Here is a 14,468-nt window from a genome sequence, read left to right as displayed (position 1 = left end):
CCGCGCGGCGGTGAGAGGGTAGTGCGATGGCCCAGCTGAAGACTCCTGCCGAGATCGACCAGATGCGACCCGCGGGCGCGTTCATCGCGCACGTCCTGACGTCGCTGCGGTCGGTCGCGGCCGTGGGCGTGAGCCTGCGCGACCTCGACGCGCACGCGCACGGCTTGATCCGCGAGGCCGGCGCCCACTCGGTGTACCTCGGGTACCACCCGTCGTTCGGCGCGATCCCGTACCCGGGCGTGCTGTGCACGTCCGTGAACGACGCCGCGCTGCACGGGCTGCCGTCCGACTACGTGCTGCGCGACGGTGACGTGCTGAGCATCGACTTCGCGGCACGGGTCGAGGGCTGGGTCGCGGACTCCGCGCTGACGTTCCAGGTCGGCACGCAGAGCCCCGAGGCGACGCGGCTCATCGAGACCACCGAGCGCGCGCTCGCCGCGGGCATCGCCGCCGCGCAGCCCGGGGCCCGCATGGGGGACATCTCGGCGGCGATCGGCGAGGTCGGCCGCAGCGCGGGGTACGGGATCAACGCGGACTTCGGCGGGCACGGCGTCGGGCGCACGATGCACGAGGAGCCGCACGTGCCGAACCTCGGCCGTGCCGGGTCGGGCCAGCGGCTCAAGGCGGGCCTCGTCATCGCGATCGAGCCGTGGTTCATGGCGGGCGGCGACGGCTACGTGATGGACCCCGACGGCTGGACGATCCGCTCCGCCGACCGCTCGCTCGCGGCGCACGCCGAGCACACGGTCGCGATCACGCCCGACGGCCCGGTCGTGCTCACGGAGCGCAGCGCCTGAGGGCAAGGCGACCCGCTCGCGGGCGCACGGGTCACGGACGGCCGGCACGGGGACGTGCCGGCCGTCGTCGTACCACCGCTCGTCGTCCCGGCCCGCTCGCCCCGCCGTCGCCCGGCCGGCCCGGCCCGCTCGCCCCGCCGTCGCCCGGTCGGCTCGGCACCCTCGCCCCGCCGTCGCCCGGTCGGCTCGGCACCCTCGCCCCGCCGTCGCCCGGCCGGCCCGGCCCTTCTCGCCCCACCGTGACCCCGTCGGCCCCCTCGTCCCGGCGGATGCTCCCGGTATGCCCAGGTCCGTCGGGTGAATGCTCACCCGGGTGAAGCCCGGGACGGGCGTCCCCGGGATGTGCGCGCTAGCGTCGCCAGCGGGGGCAGGAAATGGCGTGCGAGCGTCCGACCGGGGTGCTGCCTCCCGTGTGACCCGGCGCAGGTGCTCGCCACCCCCGCGCGGGCACCGTTGGTCGAGCAGGGCACGGAGCGCACATGACCCAGATCCCGGACGGCGACGTGGTCGCCGGTGTCGACGCGGGCGCGATGCTGTCGCTGCTCGACGAGCTGTCGGCGACCGTGGCCGGGGACTTCTCGGTCCAGGACATCCTGCAGCAGCTCGCGGAGGGCGTGGCCGACCTGCTCGGCCTCGCGGGTGCCGGCATCTCGACGCCGAGCCGCACGGGCGAGCTGCTGGTCGTCGCGTACGCGACGCAGCGCCGCGTCGAGCAGCTCGACCGCGTGCAGGAGGCGCTCCAGGCGGGCCCGGCACCGGACGCGCACGTCTCCGGGCGGGTCGTGGGGTCGCGGGACCTGCGCGTCGAGGGCGCCTGGCCGCACTTCCAGCAGCGCGCGACCGAGCTCGGGCTGCCGAGCGTCACGGCCGTCCCCCTGCGCGCCCGCGGCGAGGCGCTCGGCGTCCTGACGCTCTACCGCACCGAGCCCGTGGGTCTTGGGCGCGGTGAGCTCGCCGCCGTGCAGACCCTCGCGAACCTCGCGGCGTCGTACCTCGTCGTCGCGATCGACCGGGAGGCCGCCGCCCAGGCGCAGGGCGAGCTCGCGCACCGGGCCGCGCACGACCCGCTGACCGGGCTCCCGACGCGCCGCGTCTTCTTCGAGCAGCTCGACGAGGCGCTCATGCTCGTGCGCCGCGACCTGTCGACCGTCGGGGTCCTGTTCATCGACGTCGACGGCCTCAAGCGCGTCAACGACACGTACGGGCACGCGCTCGGCGACCAGCTCCTGCTCACGTGCGCCGAGCGGATCCGGGCGGCGCTGCGGCCCGACGACCTGCTCGCGCGCCTCGCGGGGGACGAGTTCGTCGTCGTGCTCGAGCACCTCGCGTCCGCCGACGTCGCGTGCACGGTCGCGCAGCGGATCTGCGACAGCCTCGCGCTGCCGATGCTCACCGAGGGGCACATCCTCCAGCCGTCCGCGAGCATCGGCATCGCGGTGAGCGACGAGCCCGGCGTGACGTCGGACCTGCTCGTCTCGCAGGCCGACGCCGCGATGTACCGGGCGAAGCGCCGGCGCAAGGGCAGCTTCGAGCTGTTCGACCCCGTCGTGCACGCGTCCGAGCGGGCCGAGGCGATCTCGTACGAGCAGCTGTCGAGCGAGCTCGAGACGGCGATCCGCGAGGAGCAGCTCGAGGTCCACTACCAGCCGATCCTCGAGATCGTGGACCCGCGGATCGGCGCGGCGCGGCCCGACCCGCTCGCGGCGCCGGGTGCCCTGTACGCGGTCGAGGCGCTCGTGCGGTGGCGCCACCCGCGGCACGGGCTGCTCTCCGCGGGCGCGTTCATCGGTGCGGCGGTGCGCAGCGGGCTCATCGTCGAGCTCGGCGCGTGGGTCCTGCGCACCGCGTGCCGCCAGCTCGTCACGTGGGACGCCGTCCTGGGCCGGCGCGCGCCGCGGCGCCTGTTCGTCAACGTCTCGCCGGCCGAGCTGAGCGCCCCCGGTCTGCTCGAGCGGATCACGCACGACCTGACCGCGGCGGGCCTCGCGGGGGACCGGCTGACCCTGGAGATCACGGAGAACGGCCCGCTCGACTCCTCGACGTTCCCGGCCGAGGTCATCGACGGCCTGCGCAGCCTCGGCTGCCACCTCGCGATCGACGACTTCGGCACCGGGCACTCGACGCTCGGCCGGGTCGTCGAGATCCCCGCGTCGGTCCTCAAGATCGACCAGTCGTTCACGAGCGCGCTCCCGGGCAGCATCGAGTCGGCCGCGGTCATCTCGTCGGCGCTGCTGCTCGGGCACAACCTGCGGCGCACCGTCGTCGTGGAGGGTGTCGAGACCGAGGAGGCGCTGCGCGCGCTGCAGGAGCTCGGCACCACGCACTTCCAGGGCTTCCACCTCGCGCTGCCCCAGCACCCCGACGCGTTGACGGACGCGATCCTCGAGTCGGCGGAGCTGGGAGAGCGGCGACCGGTCGGGCGGTAGGCGCGGCGGGGCCGACGACGCGCGGTCAGCTCCGCGGGGCCGACGACGCGTCGTCAGTTGCGCGGAGCCGACGACGCGCGGTCAGCTCGGCGGGTACGGGGACTGGCGCAGCAGCCGCGCGAGGTGCGCGGTGTTCGCCGCGAGGGTCGCCGTCGTCCCCGCGGTCTCCTCCGGCGTCTCCTCGAGGTCCTGGTAGTCGGTGCCCTGCATCGCGGCGCCGACCCAGTACGTCACGGCCGCGGCGGGCACGGTGAAGCCGACATCGTTGAGGGCCTGGAACAGCTCGGCGCTCGTGTGGTGCGCGCCGTCCTCGTTGCCGACGACGGCGACGGCCGCGACCTTGCCGTACGTGAGCAGGCGGCCCTGGTCGTCGGTCTCGGACAGCTCCGCGTCGAGGCGCTCGAGGGCGCGCTTCGTGACGCTCGACGGCTGACCCATCCAGATCGGCGTCGCGAGCACGAGGATGTCGGCCGCCAGCACCTGCGCGCGGATCGCGGGCCACGCGTCGCCCTCGCCCATGTCCTTCTCGACGCCCGGCTTGATGTCGTGGTCGACGAGGCGGACGAGCGTCCCCGTGACTCCGTGCTCGCCGAGCGCGTCGAGCACCTGCCGCCCGAGCAGCTCGCTGCTCGACGGGGCGGGCGACGGGGTGAGGGTGCCGACGAGCACGACGGCGGTCAGGTCCGGTGTGGTGGTCATGCCCTCGATCCTGCGAGCGTCCGCGCGATCCCGCGACCGGAGTCGGACGTGTGACCGGGTCCCGTCGCGGTCGCGACCGGCTCGGCCGGTGGGGGAGCGTGAGGGCCGGACGACGCGCGGGCGGTGCGCGTCGGGCCGTGTGGCGGTGCGTGCCGCGGTGCGCGTCGCGCCCAGCGGCGGTGCGTGGGGCGGTGCGCGTGGCGCCGTGTGGGCGGCGGCGTCGAGACTGTGCGCATGTGCGGCAGGTATGCGAGTACGCGGCGGGACGACGAGCTCGCCGACCAGTACCGGGTCGACCAGATCCTCGGCGAGGCACCGGGTCCGTCGTGGAACGTCGCGCCGACCGACCCGGTCCGCATCGTGCTCGAGCGCGTCGAGGACGAGCGGCCGCAGCGCCAGCTCCGCACCGTGCGCTGGGGGCTCGTGCCGTCGTGGGCGAAGGACCCGGGCGTCGGCGCGCGCATGATCAACGCGCGCATCGAGACCGTCACGGAGAAGCCCGCGTTCCGCAAGGCGGCCGCCCGGCGTCGCGCGATCGTGCCCATGGACGGGTACTTCGAGTGGCAGAAGACCCCGGCCCGCAAGGTCCCCTACTTCCTCACGGCGGCCGACGGCGCGCAGCAAGGGCTCGCCGCGGCAGGGCTCTACGAGCTGTGGCCCGACCCGTCCCGCCCTGCCGACGACCCCGCGCGCTGGCTGTGGACGGTCACGGTCATCACGCGGTCCGCGACGGACGCGCTCGGGCACATCCACGACCGCACCCCGCTGCTGCTGCCGCCGGACCTGTGGGACGAGTGGCTCGACCTCGGCACCACCTCGACCGACGACGTGCGCTCGCTGCTCGACGCGGTCCCCGAGCCGCACCTGCTCCCGCGCGAGGTCGGGCCGGCCGTCGGGAACGTGCGCAACAACGGGCCGGAGCTCGTCGCGCCGGTGGGGTGAGTCGGCCGTCATCGACGGAGCTCTCCGGCTCCCTCGTCACGCGCCCACGACGACCAGGAACGTGCGCGGGCGGTGCGCACCCGAGCGAGGCCGTTCTCCGGCTCACGTCCGCAGGTCAGCGTGCCGAAGATGCGGACGTGACTGGCACCGAACCGTTCCCTCCGAGCCCGGCGGGCGCCTCCCGTCGACCGCGTCCCGGTGTCCTGGCCCTCGCGCTCGTGGCCGTCCTGGGCCTGACGAGCGCGTGCGGTGCGGGGTCCGCCGGAGCAGCCGGAGCGGCCGGGGACTCGACGTCGGCGAGGCCGACCGGCTCCCCGTCGGCGACCGCGACCGCGCCGAGCGTCGAGGAGCTCGCCGCCGCGCTGCCGGCGCCCGAGCTCCCGCCCGCGGTGGACGTCGCGGCGGCCGCGGCGACGGCCGTCCCGCAGACCGCGCTCGCGACCGCCGTGCTGCTCGAGGTCAAGGGCCGGGCGCCGAGGACGGGGTACGCCCGCGACCTGTTCGGTCGCGGATGGGTCGACGTCGACCGCAACGGCTGCGACACCCGCAACGACGTGCTGGCGCGGGACCTCGAGCCGCAGACGTTCAAGCCGGGAACGCGCGACTGCGTCGTCCTGACCGGCACGCTCGCGGACCCGTACAGCGGACGGACCATCGAGTTCGTGCGCGGGAACGCGACGAGCACCGCGGTGCAGGTCGACCACGTGGTGGCGCTGTCCGACGCGTGGCAGAAGGGCGCGCAGCAGTGGGACGAGGCCACGCGGACCCGCTTCGCGAACGACCCGATGAACCTGCTGGCGGTCGACGGGCCGCTCAACGCGCAGAAGGGCGACGGCGACACCGCGACGTGGCTGCCGCCGAGCAAGCCGTTCCGCTGCCCGTACGTCGCGCGGCAGGTCGGCGTGAAGTACACGTACGGGCTGTGGGTGACCGAGGCGGAGCGCGCGGCGATGGTGAGCGTGCTCTCCGGGTGCCCCGACCAGCCGCTGCCCGAGGGGTCGACCCTGCCCCCGCCGCCCGCACCGGCCGAGCCTGCCCAGCCGGAGCCCGCCTCCGAGCAGCCCGTCGCCCCGCCGGTCGTCGAGGCCGCCCCGGCGCCCGTGGTCCCCGCGCCCGTCGTGCCCGCCCCCGTCGTCCCCGCGCCCCCCGCCCCGGAGCCCCCGCCGGCCCCCGAGCCCCGGCCGGTTCCCGAGCCCACGGTCGTCGCGTACAAGAACTGCGACGCGGCCCGCGCCGCCGGTGCGGCCCCGGTCCGCGTCGGGGACCCCGGCTACGGCAAGCACCTCGACCGGGACGGCGACGGCGTCGGCTGCGAGCGCTGAGCGCGGGTGCCGCCCTGCCCGCACGCGCCGCCCTGCCCGCACCGGCGCGCCCACGCGCCGCCCTGCCCGCACCGGCGCGCCACGCTCACTGCCCCCACGGGCGAGGCACGCACCGCCGGGAATGCGCCCCCGCCCGCATGACGTTCTCGCCCGTGCCGTGCAGGCCCGCGGCGCAGGTGCCCGGGCGACCGGGCCGGACCCGGAGGCAGAGCCCATGCGCGCAGTCCGACACCACACCTACGGCGAGCCCGACGTCCTCACGGTCGAGGACGCGCCCGAGCCCCACGCCGGACCGGGCAAGGTCCGGGTCCGGGTGCGGGCGGCGAGCGTCAACGCGATCGACTGGAAGCTCCGCGCGGGCTTCATGAAGGACTTCATGCCGCTCGACCTCCCGGCGATCCCGGGCAAGGACGCGGTCGGGGTCGTCGACGAGGTCGGCGAGGGCGTCACGGGCGTGCAGTTCGGTGACCGGGTCTTCGGGCTGGGCGACGCGACCACCGCCGAGCACGCGGTGCTGAACACGTGGGCCGCGGCGCCGGACGCGTGGTCGGACGAGCAGGCCGCCGCCGCGGGTCTCGTCGCCGCGACCGCCGGTGCCGGGCTCGACGCGCTCGGGGACCTGGCCGGGCGGACGCTGCTCGTCGAGGGCGCGGCCGGCGGCGTCGGGAGCGCGGCCGTCGAGCTCGCGGTCGCCCGCGGCGCGCGCGTGATCGGCACCGCGAGCGAGCGCAACCACGAGTTCCTGCGCTCCCTCGGGGCGACCCCGACGGTCTACGGCGACGGGCTCGCCGTGCGCGTGGCGGCGCTCGCGCCCGACGGGGTCGACGCCGCGCTCGACACCGCGGGGTCCGGCTCGCTCGAGGAGATCGTGGCGATCGTGGGCGACCCGTCGAGGGTCGCGACGGTCGCGGACTTCGGTGGCGGCCGGCTCGGGGTCACCGTCACCGGCTCCGACGCCTCGTCCGCCGCGACCCTCGAGGCTGCCGCGGAGGCCGGTGCGCGCGGCGCCTACACGCCGCGCGTCGAGGCGGCGTTCCCGCTGGACCGGGCCGCCGAGGCCCACGCGCACGCCCAGGGCGGGCACACGCAGGGCAAGCTCGTCGTCACGCTCTGACGCACACGCGGGCGACCCCCGGGACCGGCACCGCGCCGGCCTCCGGGGGTGCGCGCGTCACCACCCGGGTCGCGCCCGGCGCAGCGGGTGTCAGCGCCGCTCGAACGCCCGCGCCATCGCGCGCTGCTCCTCGAGCACCTGGCCCATCCGGGTCTGCACCTCGTCCATGCGGCCGATCGTCGCGGTGATCGCCTCGATGCCGCGCGCGACCGTCGCGGTGTTCGTCTGGATGTCCTCGACGCGCTCGCCGACGCGCCCGGTCGCCACGGTCGTCTCGCCCGCGAGCTCCTTGACCTCGGTCGCCACCACGGCGAACCCCCGCCCGGCCTGGCCGGCGCGCGCCGCCTCGATGGTCGCGTTGAGGGCGAGCAGGTTCGTCTGGTCGGCGATGGTCGTGATGACGCGGATGACGTCGCCGATCGCGGCCGACGAGTCGCTGAGCGCCCGCACCTCGCCCGCGATCGCGGACGCCTGCGCGACGGCGTCGAGCGCGACCGCCCCTGCCTCGGCGGCGCTCGCGGTCAGCCGCTCGACGCTGCCCAGCAGCTCGGTCGCCGCGGCGGACTCGCGCGCGGCGCGCCGCAGGATGTCGAGGCGCTGCGACACGAGGCGCGCGACGTTGCGCAGCGCGCTCCGGCGGCTCTCGGACAGCTCGATCGTCTCGGTCGCGAAGAAGTCCATCGTCCCGATGACGGTGCCGTCGACGATGATCGGGAGGCACACACCAGAGCGCACGCCGGCCCGCTGCGCCGCGGGGGCGCGCACGCAGTCGGTCAGGTCACCGAGGTCGGGGACGAAGACGAGGTCACGCGCCCGCCACGCCCGCCCGGAGAGCCCGACGCCCTCCGCGAAGCTCGCGCCGAGGGTCACGCGCCGGAACTCGTCCCCGGCGGTGCCGGACTCGACCGCGAACCGCAGCACCCGCGCCGCGGGGTCGAGCGCCCAGAACGACCCGTACGCCCACCCGAACTCGGACCGCACCGCGTCGAGCGCGGTCTGCACGGCGGACTGCTCGTCGAGCCGCGAGCCGACCTCGGCGACGACCGTCGTGACGGCCTTCTGGTCGAGGGCCGACTCCGCGAGCGTCTCCGCGGACTCGATCATCGCGAGGGTCTGCGAGACGACCTGCGCGAGCGCCTGCAGCACCGCCGGGCGCGTCGCGCTCGGGGCGCCCGGCCGGGTCGAGAGGAAGTCCATCATCAGGACGACGCGGCCGTCGCGGCGGATCGGCAGCGCCATCGCGCCGCGGGCGCCGGCCCGCAGGCTGGCCTCGCCGCGTGCGCAGTTCGCCGGGTGGTCGCCCAGGTCGACGAGGTCCAGGACGGTGTCCTGCGCGAGCGCGACGCCGCACAGCCCGAAGCCGCGCGTCATGCGGTGCGTCGTCGTCATGCGGGTCAGCTCCGCGCCGAGCGAGCCGCTCTGCGCGACGAGCTCGAGCTCGTCGGACCCCTCGCGCACGCGCCAGGCGGAGCCGTAGTCGAAGCCGAACCCGGTCCGCACGCCGTCCAGCACGGCCTCGACGCCGGCGCACGACGAGCCGACCTCGCCCAGCCGCTCGACGACGGCACCGAGCGCCTCGACCTCGGCCGAGGTCCGCCGGGTGTCCTCGTGCGTCGCAGCCTGCGGCTTCCGCCTCGTGAGCACGCCCACCTGATCCCCCTGTCGTCGCGCCAGGCGCGTGCCGTGGCGTCTGCCCATCGGCGGTCGGGTCTCGCATCTGAGGTGCGGGACGCGTCGGCGGCGCGTGCCCGGCGAAGCGAGGCGGTGCGGCCGGCGAGCCCCGAGCCGGTCGGCGTGCGGTTCCGGACCCCGAGTCCGCGCCGCGTGGTCACGGCCGGCGCGCGCGCACCCCGAAGCCGGGCGGCTCCTCGACGTCGGCGAGGTCGACGAACCCGGCGGCGTCGAGCACCGCACGCACCCGCGGGACGACCCGGTCCGGCGGGGTCGGTCCGCCGGCGCCGTAGAGGACGTGGAGCACCGCTCCCGGGCTGAGCACACGGTGCAGCACGGCGGCCTCGGCGGCTGCGTCGCCGACCCAGAAGACGTTGACGTCCGCGGTCAGGGCCACGTCGACGCGACTGGTGAGCGCCTTGGTCACGTCCGCCGGGTCGAGGTCCGTGAGCGCGCGCCGGAGCACGACGAGACGTCCGGCCTCGACCTGCGCCGCGTTGCGCTCGGCGGTCGCGCGCGTCGCGGTGGGGGAGCGGTCGACGGCAAGCAGGCGGCCCGTCGTCAGCGCCGCGCAGAGGAGCCCCGCGGAGGCTCCGGGGCCGCCGCCGAGCTCGAGCACGTGCTCGTCGCCGCGCAGCCCGAGCCCGTCGACCGCCCAGCGGACGCGCTCGGGGACCGTCATGCGTCAGGTGTACCGCCCGGTTTCACCCGGCGCCAGGTATCTCGGGGGCCGCGGGCGCGTCCTCTGGTCGTGCCGGGCTCGTTCTGCCGGGGGGCGCACGGGCCCGGCAGCCAGGTTCCCCGGCGCGCCCGCAGCGGCGCGGCACCGGGGTGCAGGACCGCACGGGGGGCGGCACGGTCGCCCGTCGCCGCGGGGGTCAGTGGGCTCCCGCGGCGCGGGCGAACCGTGCGGAGAGCTCCCGGGCGGCGTCGCGCAGCTCGGTCGGTCCGACGATGTCGACCTCGCACCCGAACATCCCGAGGTAGGCGGCGAGCCCGCCCCACGACCACGACCCGCTCACGACCCGGCAGCGGTCCGGGCCGAGCGGCTCGACGACCGACTGCGCGGCCGCCCACGGGGTGATCGCCTCGGCCGGGGCGTGCAGCACGGCCTCGCCGGTGCACGGCCAGCCGGGCCGGGCGAACCGCTCGCCGACGAACCCGGCGACGTCGCCGCCGGGCAGCGGGCGCGGCGTGAAGCGCGGGCCGGTGGGCGTCCGGGGCGTCAGCCGGTCGACGCGGAACGTCCGCCAGTCGGCGCGGTCCAGGTCCCACGCGACGAGGTACCAGCGACCGCCCCACGTCACGAGGTGGTGCGGCTCGACGCGGCGCGGGGGGACGAGCTCCGGCGCCGCGGCGCCCGGGTCCGCGGGATCCGTCGAGGTGCTCGCAGCGCCGGCCTCGGCCGGGTCGCGCGGCACGGCGTAGTCGAGGCGGAGCACCTCGCGTGCGCGCACCGCGGCGCCGACGGCGACGAGGACGTCGGCGTCGACGGTCGTGCGCGCGGCGCCCGGGCGGCTGACGGCGGTCACCTGGAGCGCGTCGACCCGGGCGCGCAGGCGCGCCGGCATGACCTGCCGGACGGTCGTCAGCGCGCGCAGGGCCGCGTCGTCGACGCCGTCGACCCCCGTGTGCGCGGTCTGCAGCGCCACGGAGACGGCGACGGCCTGCTCGTCGTCGAGCAGGAGCGGGGGCATCTGCGCCCCGGCGTCGAGCCGGTACCCGCCGTCGGGTCCCTTCGTCGCGCGCACCGGGTAGCCGAGGCCGCGGAGGCGGTCGACGTCGCGCCGGACCGTGCGGGGGCTCACGCCGAGCCTCCCGGCGAGCGCGTCCCCCGGCCAGTCGCGCCGTGACTGCAGCAGCGACAGCAGCGTCAGCAGCCGGGCGGAGGGGTTCGCGGCCTCGGTGGTCATGCCCCCATCATGCGCTCGGGTAGCGGACAGGATCCGGCCGCTTCTGCCGGGAGAGTGGTCGGTGCCGGCACCACCGACACCGCTGCGAAGGAGCACCATGATCCGCACGAGAGGGCTCACCAAGGACTTCCCCGTGAGCCGCACCGAGACCGTGCACGCGGTCCGGGGCATCGACCTCGACGTCGCACCCGGCGAGCTCGTGGCCGTGCTCGGCCCGAACGGCGCGGGCAAGACGACCACGATCCGGCTGCTCACGACCCTGATCCGGCCAACCGCCGGCACGGCCGAGGTCGCCGGCCACGACGTCGTCGCGGCCCCCGAGAAGGTCCGGCGCAGCATCGGCTACGTCGGCCAGGGCAACGGCGCGGGCCACCAGCAGCGCGTCCGCGACGAGCTCACGACACAGGGCGCGATCTACGGCCTCGACCGGCGCTCCGCGGCGCGCCGGGCCGACGACCTGCTCGACGCGCTCGACCTCACCGAGCTCGCGCGCCGCAAGGTCGCCGACCTCTCTGGCGGGCAGCGGCGGCGGCTCGACGTGGCGCTCGGGCTCGTGCACGCGCCCGGCCTGCTGTTCCTCGACGAGCCGTCGACGGGCCTCGACCCGCACAACCGCGCGAACCTCTGGGAGCACGTCGCCCGCCTGCGCGCCGAGCACGGCATGACGATCGTGCTGACGACCCACTACCTCGACGAGGCCGACCAGATGGCCGAGCGGGTCGTCGTCGTCGACCACGGCCAGGTCATCGCCGACGACACCCCGGCCGCGCTCAAGCGGGACCTCGCGGGCGACCGGGTCACGGTGCGGGTGCCCGACGTCCGCGACGCGGCGACCGTCGCCGCCCTCGTGGAGCGGGTCCCCGGCGCGCGCGAGGTCTCGGTGCGGGGGACCGAGGTCGCCGCCCGGGTCGCCGACGGCGCCGGTGCGGTCCCCGGGCTCGTCCGGGCGGCGGCCGACGCGGGCGTGCTGCTCGCCGCCGCGGAGTCGGTCACCCCGACGCTCGACGACGTGTTCCTCGCGCTCACCGGGCGCAGCCTGCGCGAGAGCGCCGCCGCGCCCGCCCCCACGACCACCGACGGCTCGACCAGCAGCGACGTGCGCGTCGCCGGGAAGGACGCAGCATGAGCACCCCGACCACGACCTCCACCACCTCGACGGCCCCGGACGCCGCAGCCCGGTCGGCGCACGCCCCCGCACCGCGGGCGGGCGCACGGCGCAGCTGGGCCGGCGACGTCGCGCTCGTCATGACGCGCGAGCTCCGGCCCCTCGCGCGCGAGCCGTTCACCGTCGTGTTCGGCCTCGTGCAGCCCATCGTGTTCCTCGCGCTGTTCGGGCCGCTGCTCGCGGGATCGGTCGGCGCCGGGCTGCCCGGCGGTGACGTGTGGCTGTGGTTCGTCCCGTCGATCCTCGTGATGACGACGCTGTTCGGGACGTCGACGACCGGCTCGAACCTGCAGTTCGAGATGCAGACCGGCGCGCACGAGCGGCTGCTCGTGACGCCGCTGCCGCGCTCGGCGCAGCTCGTCGGGCGCTCGCTCAAGGAGATGGTGCCGGTCGTCGTGCAGTCGCTCGTCGTGATCGCCGTGATGCTGCCGTTCGGGTTCGCGCCCGACGCGCTCGGTGCGGCCCTCGGGCTCGTGCTGCTCGCGGTGCTCGGCGTCGGCCTCGGGTCGCTCTCCTACGCGCTGGCGATCGCGGTGCGGTCCCACGAGTGGATGTTCTGGGTCGTCCAGCAGACCGTGCTGTTCCCCGCGCTGATCCTCTCGGGGATGCTGCTGCCGCTCGAGGCGGGCCCCCGGTGGATGCAGGTCGCCGCGCAGGTCAACCCGGTCGCGTACGTCGTGGACGCCGAGCGCGCGCTGTTCGCGGGCGACCTGGGCTCGACGACCGTGCTGTGGGGCGCCGTCGCGGCCCTCGCGACGGCCGCCCTGGGGCTGTGGGTCGGGGTGCGGACGATCGTGCGCAGCACCGACTGAGGGCGACGCGCCGCGGGGCCGACGCGCCGGGGGCTGGCGCGTCGGCCCCGACACGCGCAGGATGAATGCGACACACCGGGTGGTCGTGACCTGCGCTGCGACCGCCCGCCGCACGGAGCAGGGGGGCTCATGGACGCACGAGTTCGGACCACGGCGCGTCGGATCGGCCGGGGTGCGCGCGTCGGCGCGGGCCTCACTGTCGCCGTCGCCGCGACCCTCGCCCTCTCGGGTGCCGCGCCGGCCGCCGAGCCGCAGGCCCCGGAGTCCGCGGTGCGCGACGGATCGCTCTCGGCGGCCCCCGAGCCGTCGGCGTCGCCCACGCGGTCCCCGTCCCGGACCCGCACCCCCCGCGCCGCCGTCGACGACGAGGACCTCCTGCCGCCCGACGACCCGTACGCCGACGCCGACGACGCAGCCCCGGACACGCGGTCCGACCGCTCCCCGCGGGCCGGCACGTCGCCGCGCTCGGGCAAGTCGGCGACCAAGGGCAAGTCGTCGGCGAGGGGGAAGTCGACGACGGGCCGGACGCCGACCCGCGGCACCGCGCAGCGCGGCTCGACACCGAAGAGCACCACCAAGCCGACCGCGAGCCCGACGGCCACCCCGACGGCGTCGCCCTCGCCGAGCGCGTCCCCGACGACCACCCCGACCCCGACCCCCACGCCGACCGGGTCGCCCACGCCCACGCCGACCCCCACGACGCCGGAGCCGACCCCGACGCCCACCCCGCCCGGCCCGGTCGTGCTGCCCGGCGGGGTCTCCGGTCTCCCGTTCGGTGCCTGCGGCTCGCTCGTCGCCGAGGCGCCCAGCAACCCGACGGTCGGGCGCGACACGCTGGCGTTCGCGTTCACCGCCGCGATCGCGGTGCCGACGCCGGCCCCGACGTCGACCGAGGCATCCGCAGCGACGCCCATCCCGACGGCGTCGGACACCGCGTCCGACACCGCGACGGCGACCGACACCGCGACGCCCGCGCCCACCCCGACGCCCGCGCCCACGCCCACGCCGACCGTGCTCGCGGGTCAGCCGCTCACCCTCACGACCGACTACCGCTGGACGCTGCCGCAGCACCGCCTCCGCTCGCTGCTGCCGGAGCAGGGTGCGCGCGTCGCGGTCAGCAAGGACGGCGTCGTCGTGGCGACCGGCTACCTCGACGACGGCACGGGGGTCCCGCGCACCGACCAGCGCCGCGTCCTGAGCAACCAGCAGCTCACGGGCACGCTCCCGCTCACGGTCTGCGACCCGGGCAGCGAGCCCGGCAACGCGCCGGGCGGCGAGCCGACCGGCGAGCCCGGCGGCGTCACGGCCGGGCGCGACCTGCCCGCCGGCGACTACCAGGTCCACGCGGTGCTCGACTACCTCGGCGTGCCGTTCGCGTTCCCCGACCCGCTCGGCGCCGACCCGCTCGAGGGTCAGCCCGCCGGCGACCTCGTGGCGGACCCGGCGGCGTGGGGCGCGACGCTCGTGTCGACGACGTCGGTGCGGTTCACGATCTCCTGACCTCGGCCCGCCCGGCCGGTGCCCCCTCGCCGGCCGGGCGGAGCCGGCTCACGGTCGGCGGAGGGGCGGGTTCCCCCGAGCCGGGCGCCGCAGACCGGCGGTGCGCG

The 14,468-nt window shown here is 76.5% G+C and carries 12 protein-coding genes; 8 read left to right on the top strand and 4 right to left on the bottom strand.

Going from position 1 to position 14,468, the window contains the following annotated elements; genetic code table 11:
• Positions 1-26: 26 nt before the first annotated feature.
• Together map and ACWFNE_RS02505 are read left to right on the top strand one after the other, a co-directional pair.
• Positions 27-797, top strand: coding sequence for a type I methionyl aminopeptidase (map, locus tag ACWFNE_RS02510; protein ID WP_452120883.1), 771 nt, complete (start codon positions 27-29; stop codon positions 795-797).
• 479 nt (positions 798-1,276) lie between these two features.
• On the top strand, positions 1,277-3,223 hold the full coding sequence (locus ACWFNE_RS02505; protein WP_452120882.1) for a putative bifunctional diguanylate cyclase/phosphodiesterase: 1,947 nt from the start codon (positions 1,277-1,279) through the stop codon (positions 3,221-3,223).
• Between the two features lie 81 nt (positions 3,224-3,304).
• Here ACWFNE_RS02505 and ACWFNE_RS02500 read toward each other — a convergent pair whose 3' ends face one another.
• Positions 3,305-3,922: a flavodoxin family protein gene (locus ACWFNE_RS02500; protein ID WP_452120881.1), complete on the bottom strand. Its 618-nt coding sequence runs from the start codon at positions 3,920-3,922 to the stop codon at positions 3,305-3,307.
• 234 nt (positions 3,923-4,156) lie between these two features.
• On the opposite strand from ACWFNE_RS02500, the gene ACWFNE_RS02495 reads away from it, so the two are divergent.
• The 3 genes from ACWFNE_RS02495 to ACWFNE_RS02485 all read left to right on the top strand — a co-directional run bounded on the left by ACWFNE_RS02495 (position 4,157) and on the right by ACWFNE_RS02485 (position 7,300).
• Positions 4,157-4,864 carry an SOS response-associated peptidase gene (locus ACWFNE_RS02495; RefSeq protein WP_452120880.1) on the top strand — a complete coding sequence of 236 codons (708 nt, stop codon included), beginning with the start codon at positions 4,157-4,159 and terminating at the stop codon, positions 4,862-4,864.
• A 137-nt stretch (positions 4,865-5,001) separates the two neighbouring features.
• Positions 5,002-6,186: a GmrSD restriction endonuclease domain-containing protein gene (locus ACWFNE_RS02490; RefSeq protein ID WP_452120879.1), complete on the top strand. Its 1,185-nt coding sequence runs from the start codon at positions 5,002-5,004 to the stop codon at positions 6,184-6,186.
• A 214-nt stretch (positions 6,187-6,400) separates the two neighbouring features.
• Positions 6,401-7,300: an NADP-dependent oxidoreductase gene (locus tag ACWFNE_RS02485; protein WP_452120878.1), complete on the top strand. Its 900-nt coding sequence runs from the start codon at positions 6,401-6,403 to the stop codon at positions 7,298-7,300.
• Positions 7,301-7,390: 90 nt separating this feature from the next.
• Here the strand turns inward: ACWFNE_RS02485 and ACWFNE_RS02480 are convergent, their stop codons facing one another.
• From ACWFNE_RS02480 to ACWFNE_RS02470, 3 genes are all read right to left on the bottom strand, one after another.
• Positions 7,391-8,944 (bottom strand): methyl-accepting chemotaxis protein, encoded by a 1,554-nt coding sequence (locus ACWFNE_RS02480; RefSeq protein WP_452120877.1) that lies wholly within the window; start codon positions 8,942-8,944, stop codon positions 7,391-7,393.
• Positions 8,945-9,128: 184 nt separating this feature from the next.
• Positions 9,129-9,653 carry an SAM-dependent methyltransferase gene (locus tag ACWFNE_RS02475; RefSeq protein WP_452120876.1) on the bottom strand — a complete coding sequence of 175 codons (525 nt, stop codon included), beginning with the start codon at positions 9,651-9,653 and terminating at the stop codon, positions 9,129-9,131.
• Positions 9,654-9,849: 196 nt separating this feature from the next.
• Complete coding sequence (locus ACWFNE_RS02470; RefSeq protein ID WP_452120875.1) at positions 9,850-10,884, bottom strand: helix-turn-helix transcriptional regulator; 1,035 nt, start codon at positions 10,882-10,884, stop codon at positions 9,850-9,852.
• 97 nt (positions 10,885-10,981) lie between these two features.
• Between ACWFNE_RS02470 and ACWFNE_RS02465 the strand changes: the two genes are divergently transcribed.
• From ACWFNE_RS02465 to ACWFNE_RS02455, 3 genes are all read left to right on the top strand, one after another.
• On the top strand, positions 10,982-12,010 hold the full coding sequence (locus ACWFNE_RS02465) for an ATP-binding cassette domain-containing protein (protein WP_452120874.1): 1,029 nt from the start codon (positions 10,982-10,984) through the stop codon (positions 12,008-12,010).
• Positions 12,007-12,861: an ABC transporter permease gene (locus tag ACWFNE_RS02460; protein WP_452120873.1), complete on the top strand. Its 855-nt coding sequence runs from the start codon at positions 12,007-12,009 to the stop codon at positions 12,859-12,861. The genes ACWFNE_RS02465 and ACWFNE_RS02460 overlap by 4 nt, the downstream gene beginning before the upstream one ends.
• 129 nt (positions 12,862-12,990) lie before the next feature.
• A complete protein-coding gene (locus ACWFNE_RS02455) occupies positions 12,991-14,361 on the top strand; it encodes a hypothetical protein (protein WP_452120872.1) in 1,371 nt (456 codons plus the stop codon).
• Positions 14,362-14,468: the final 107 nt, after the last annotated feature.

The sequence above is a fragment of the Cellulomonas sp. NPDC055163 genome, from assembly GCF_053607065.1.
This window is presented reverse-complemented; position numbering and strand designations above follow the sequence as displayed.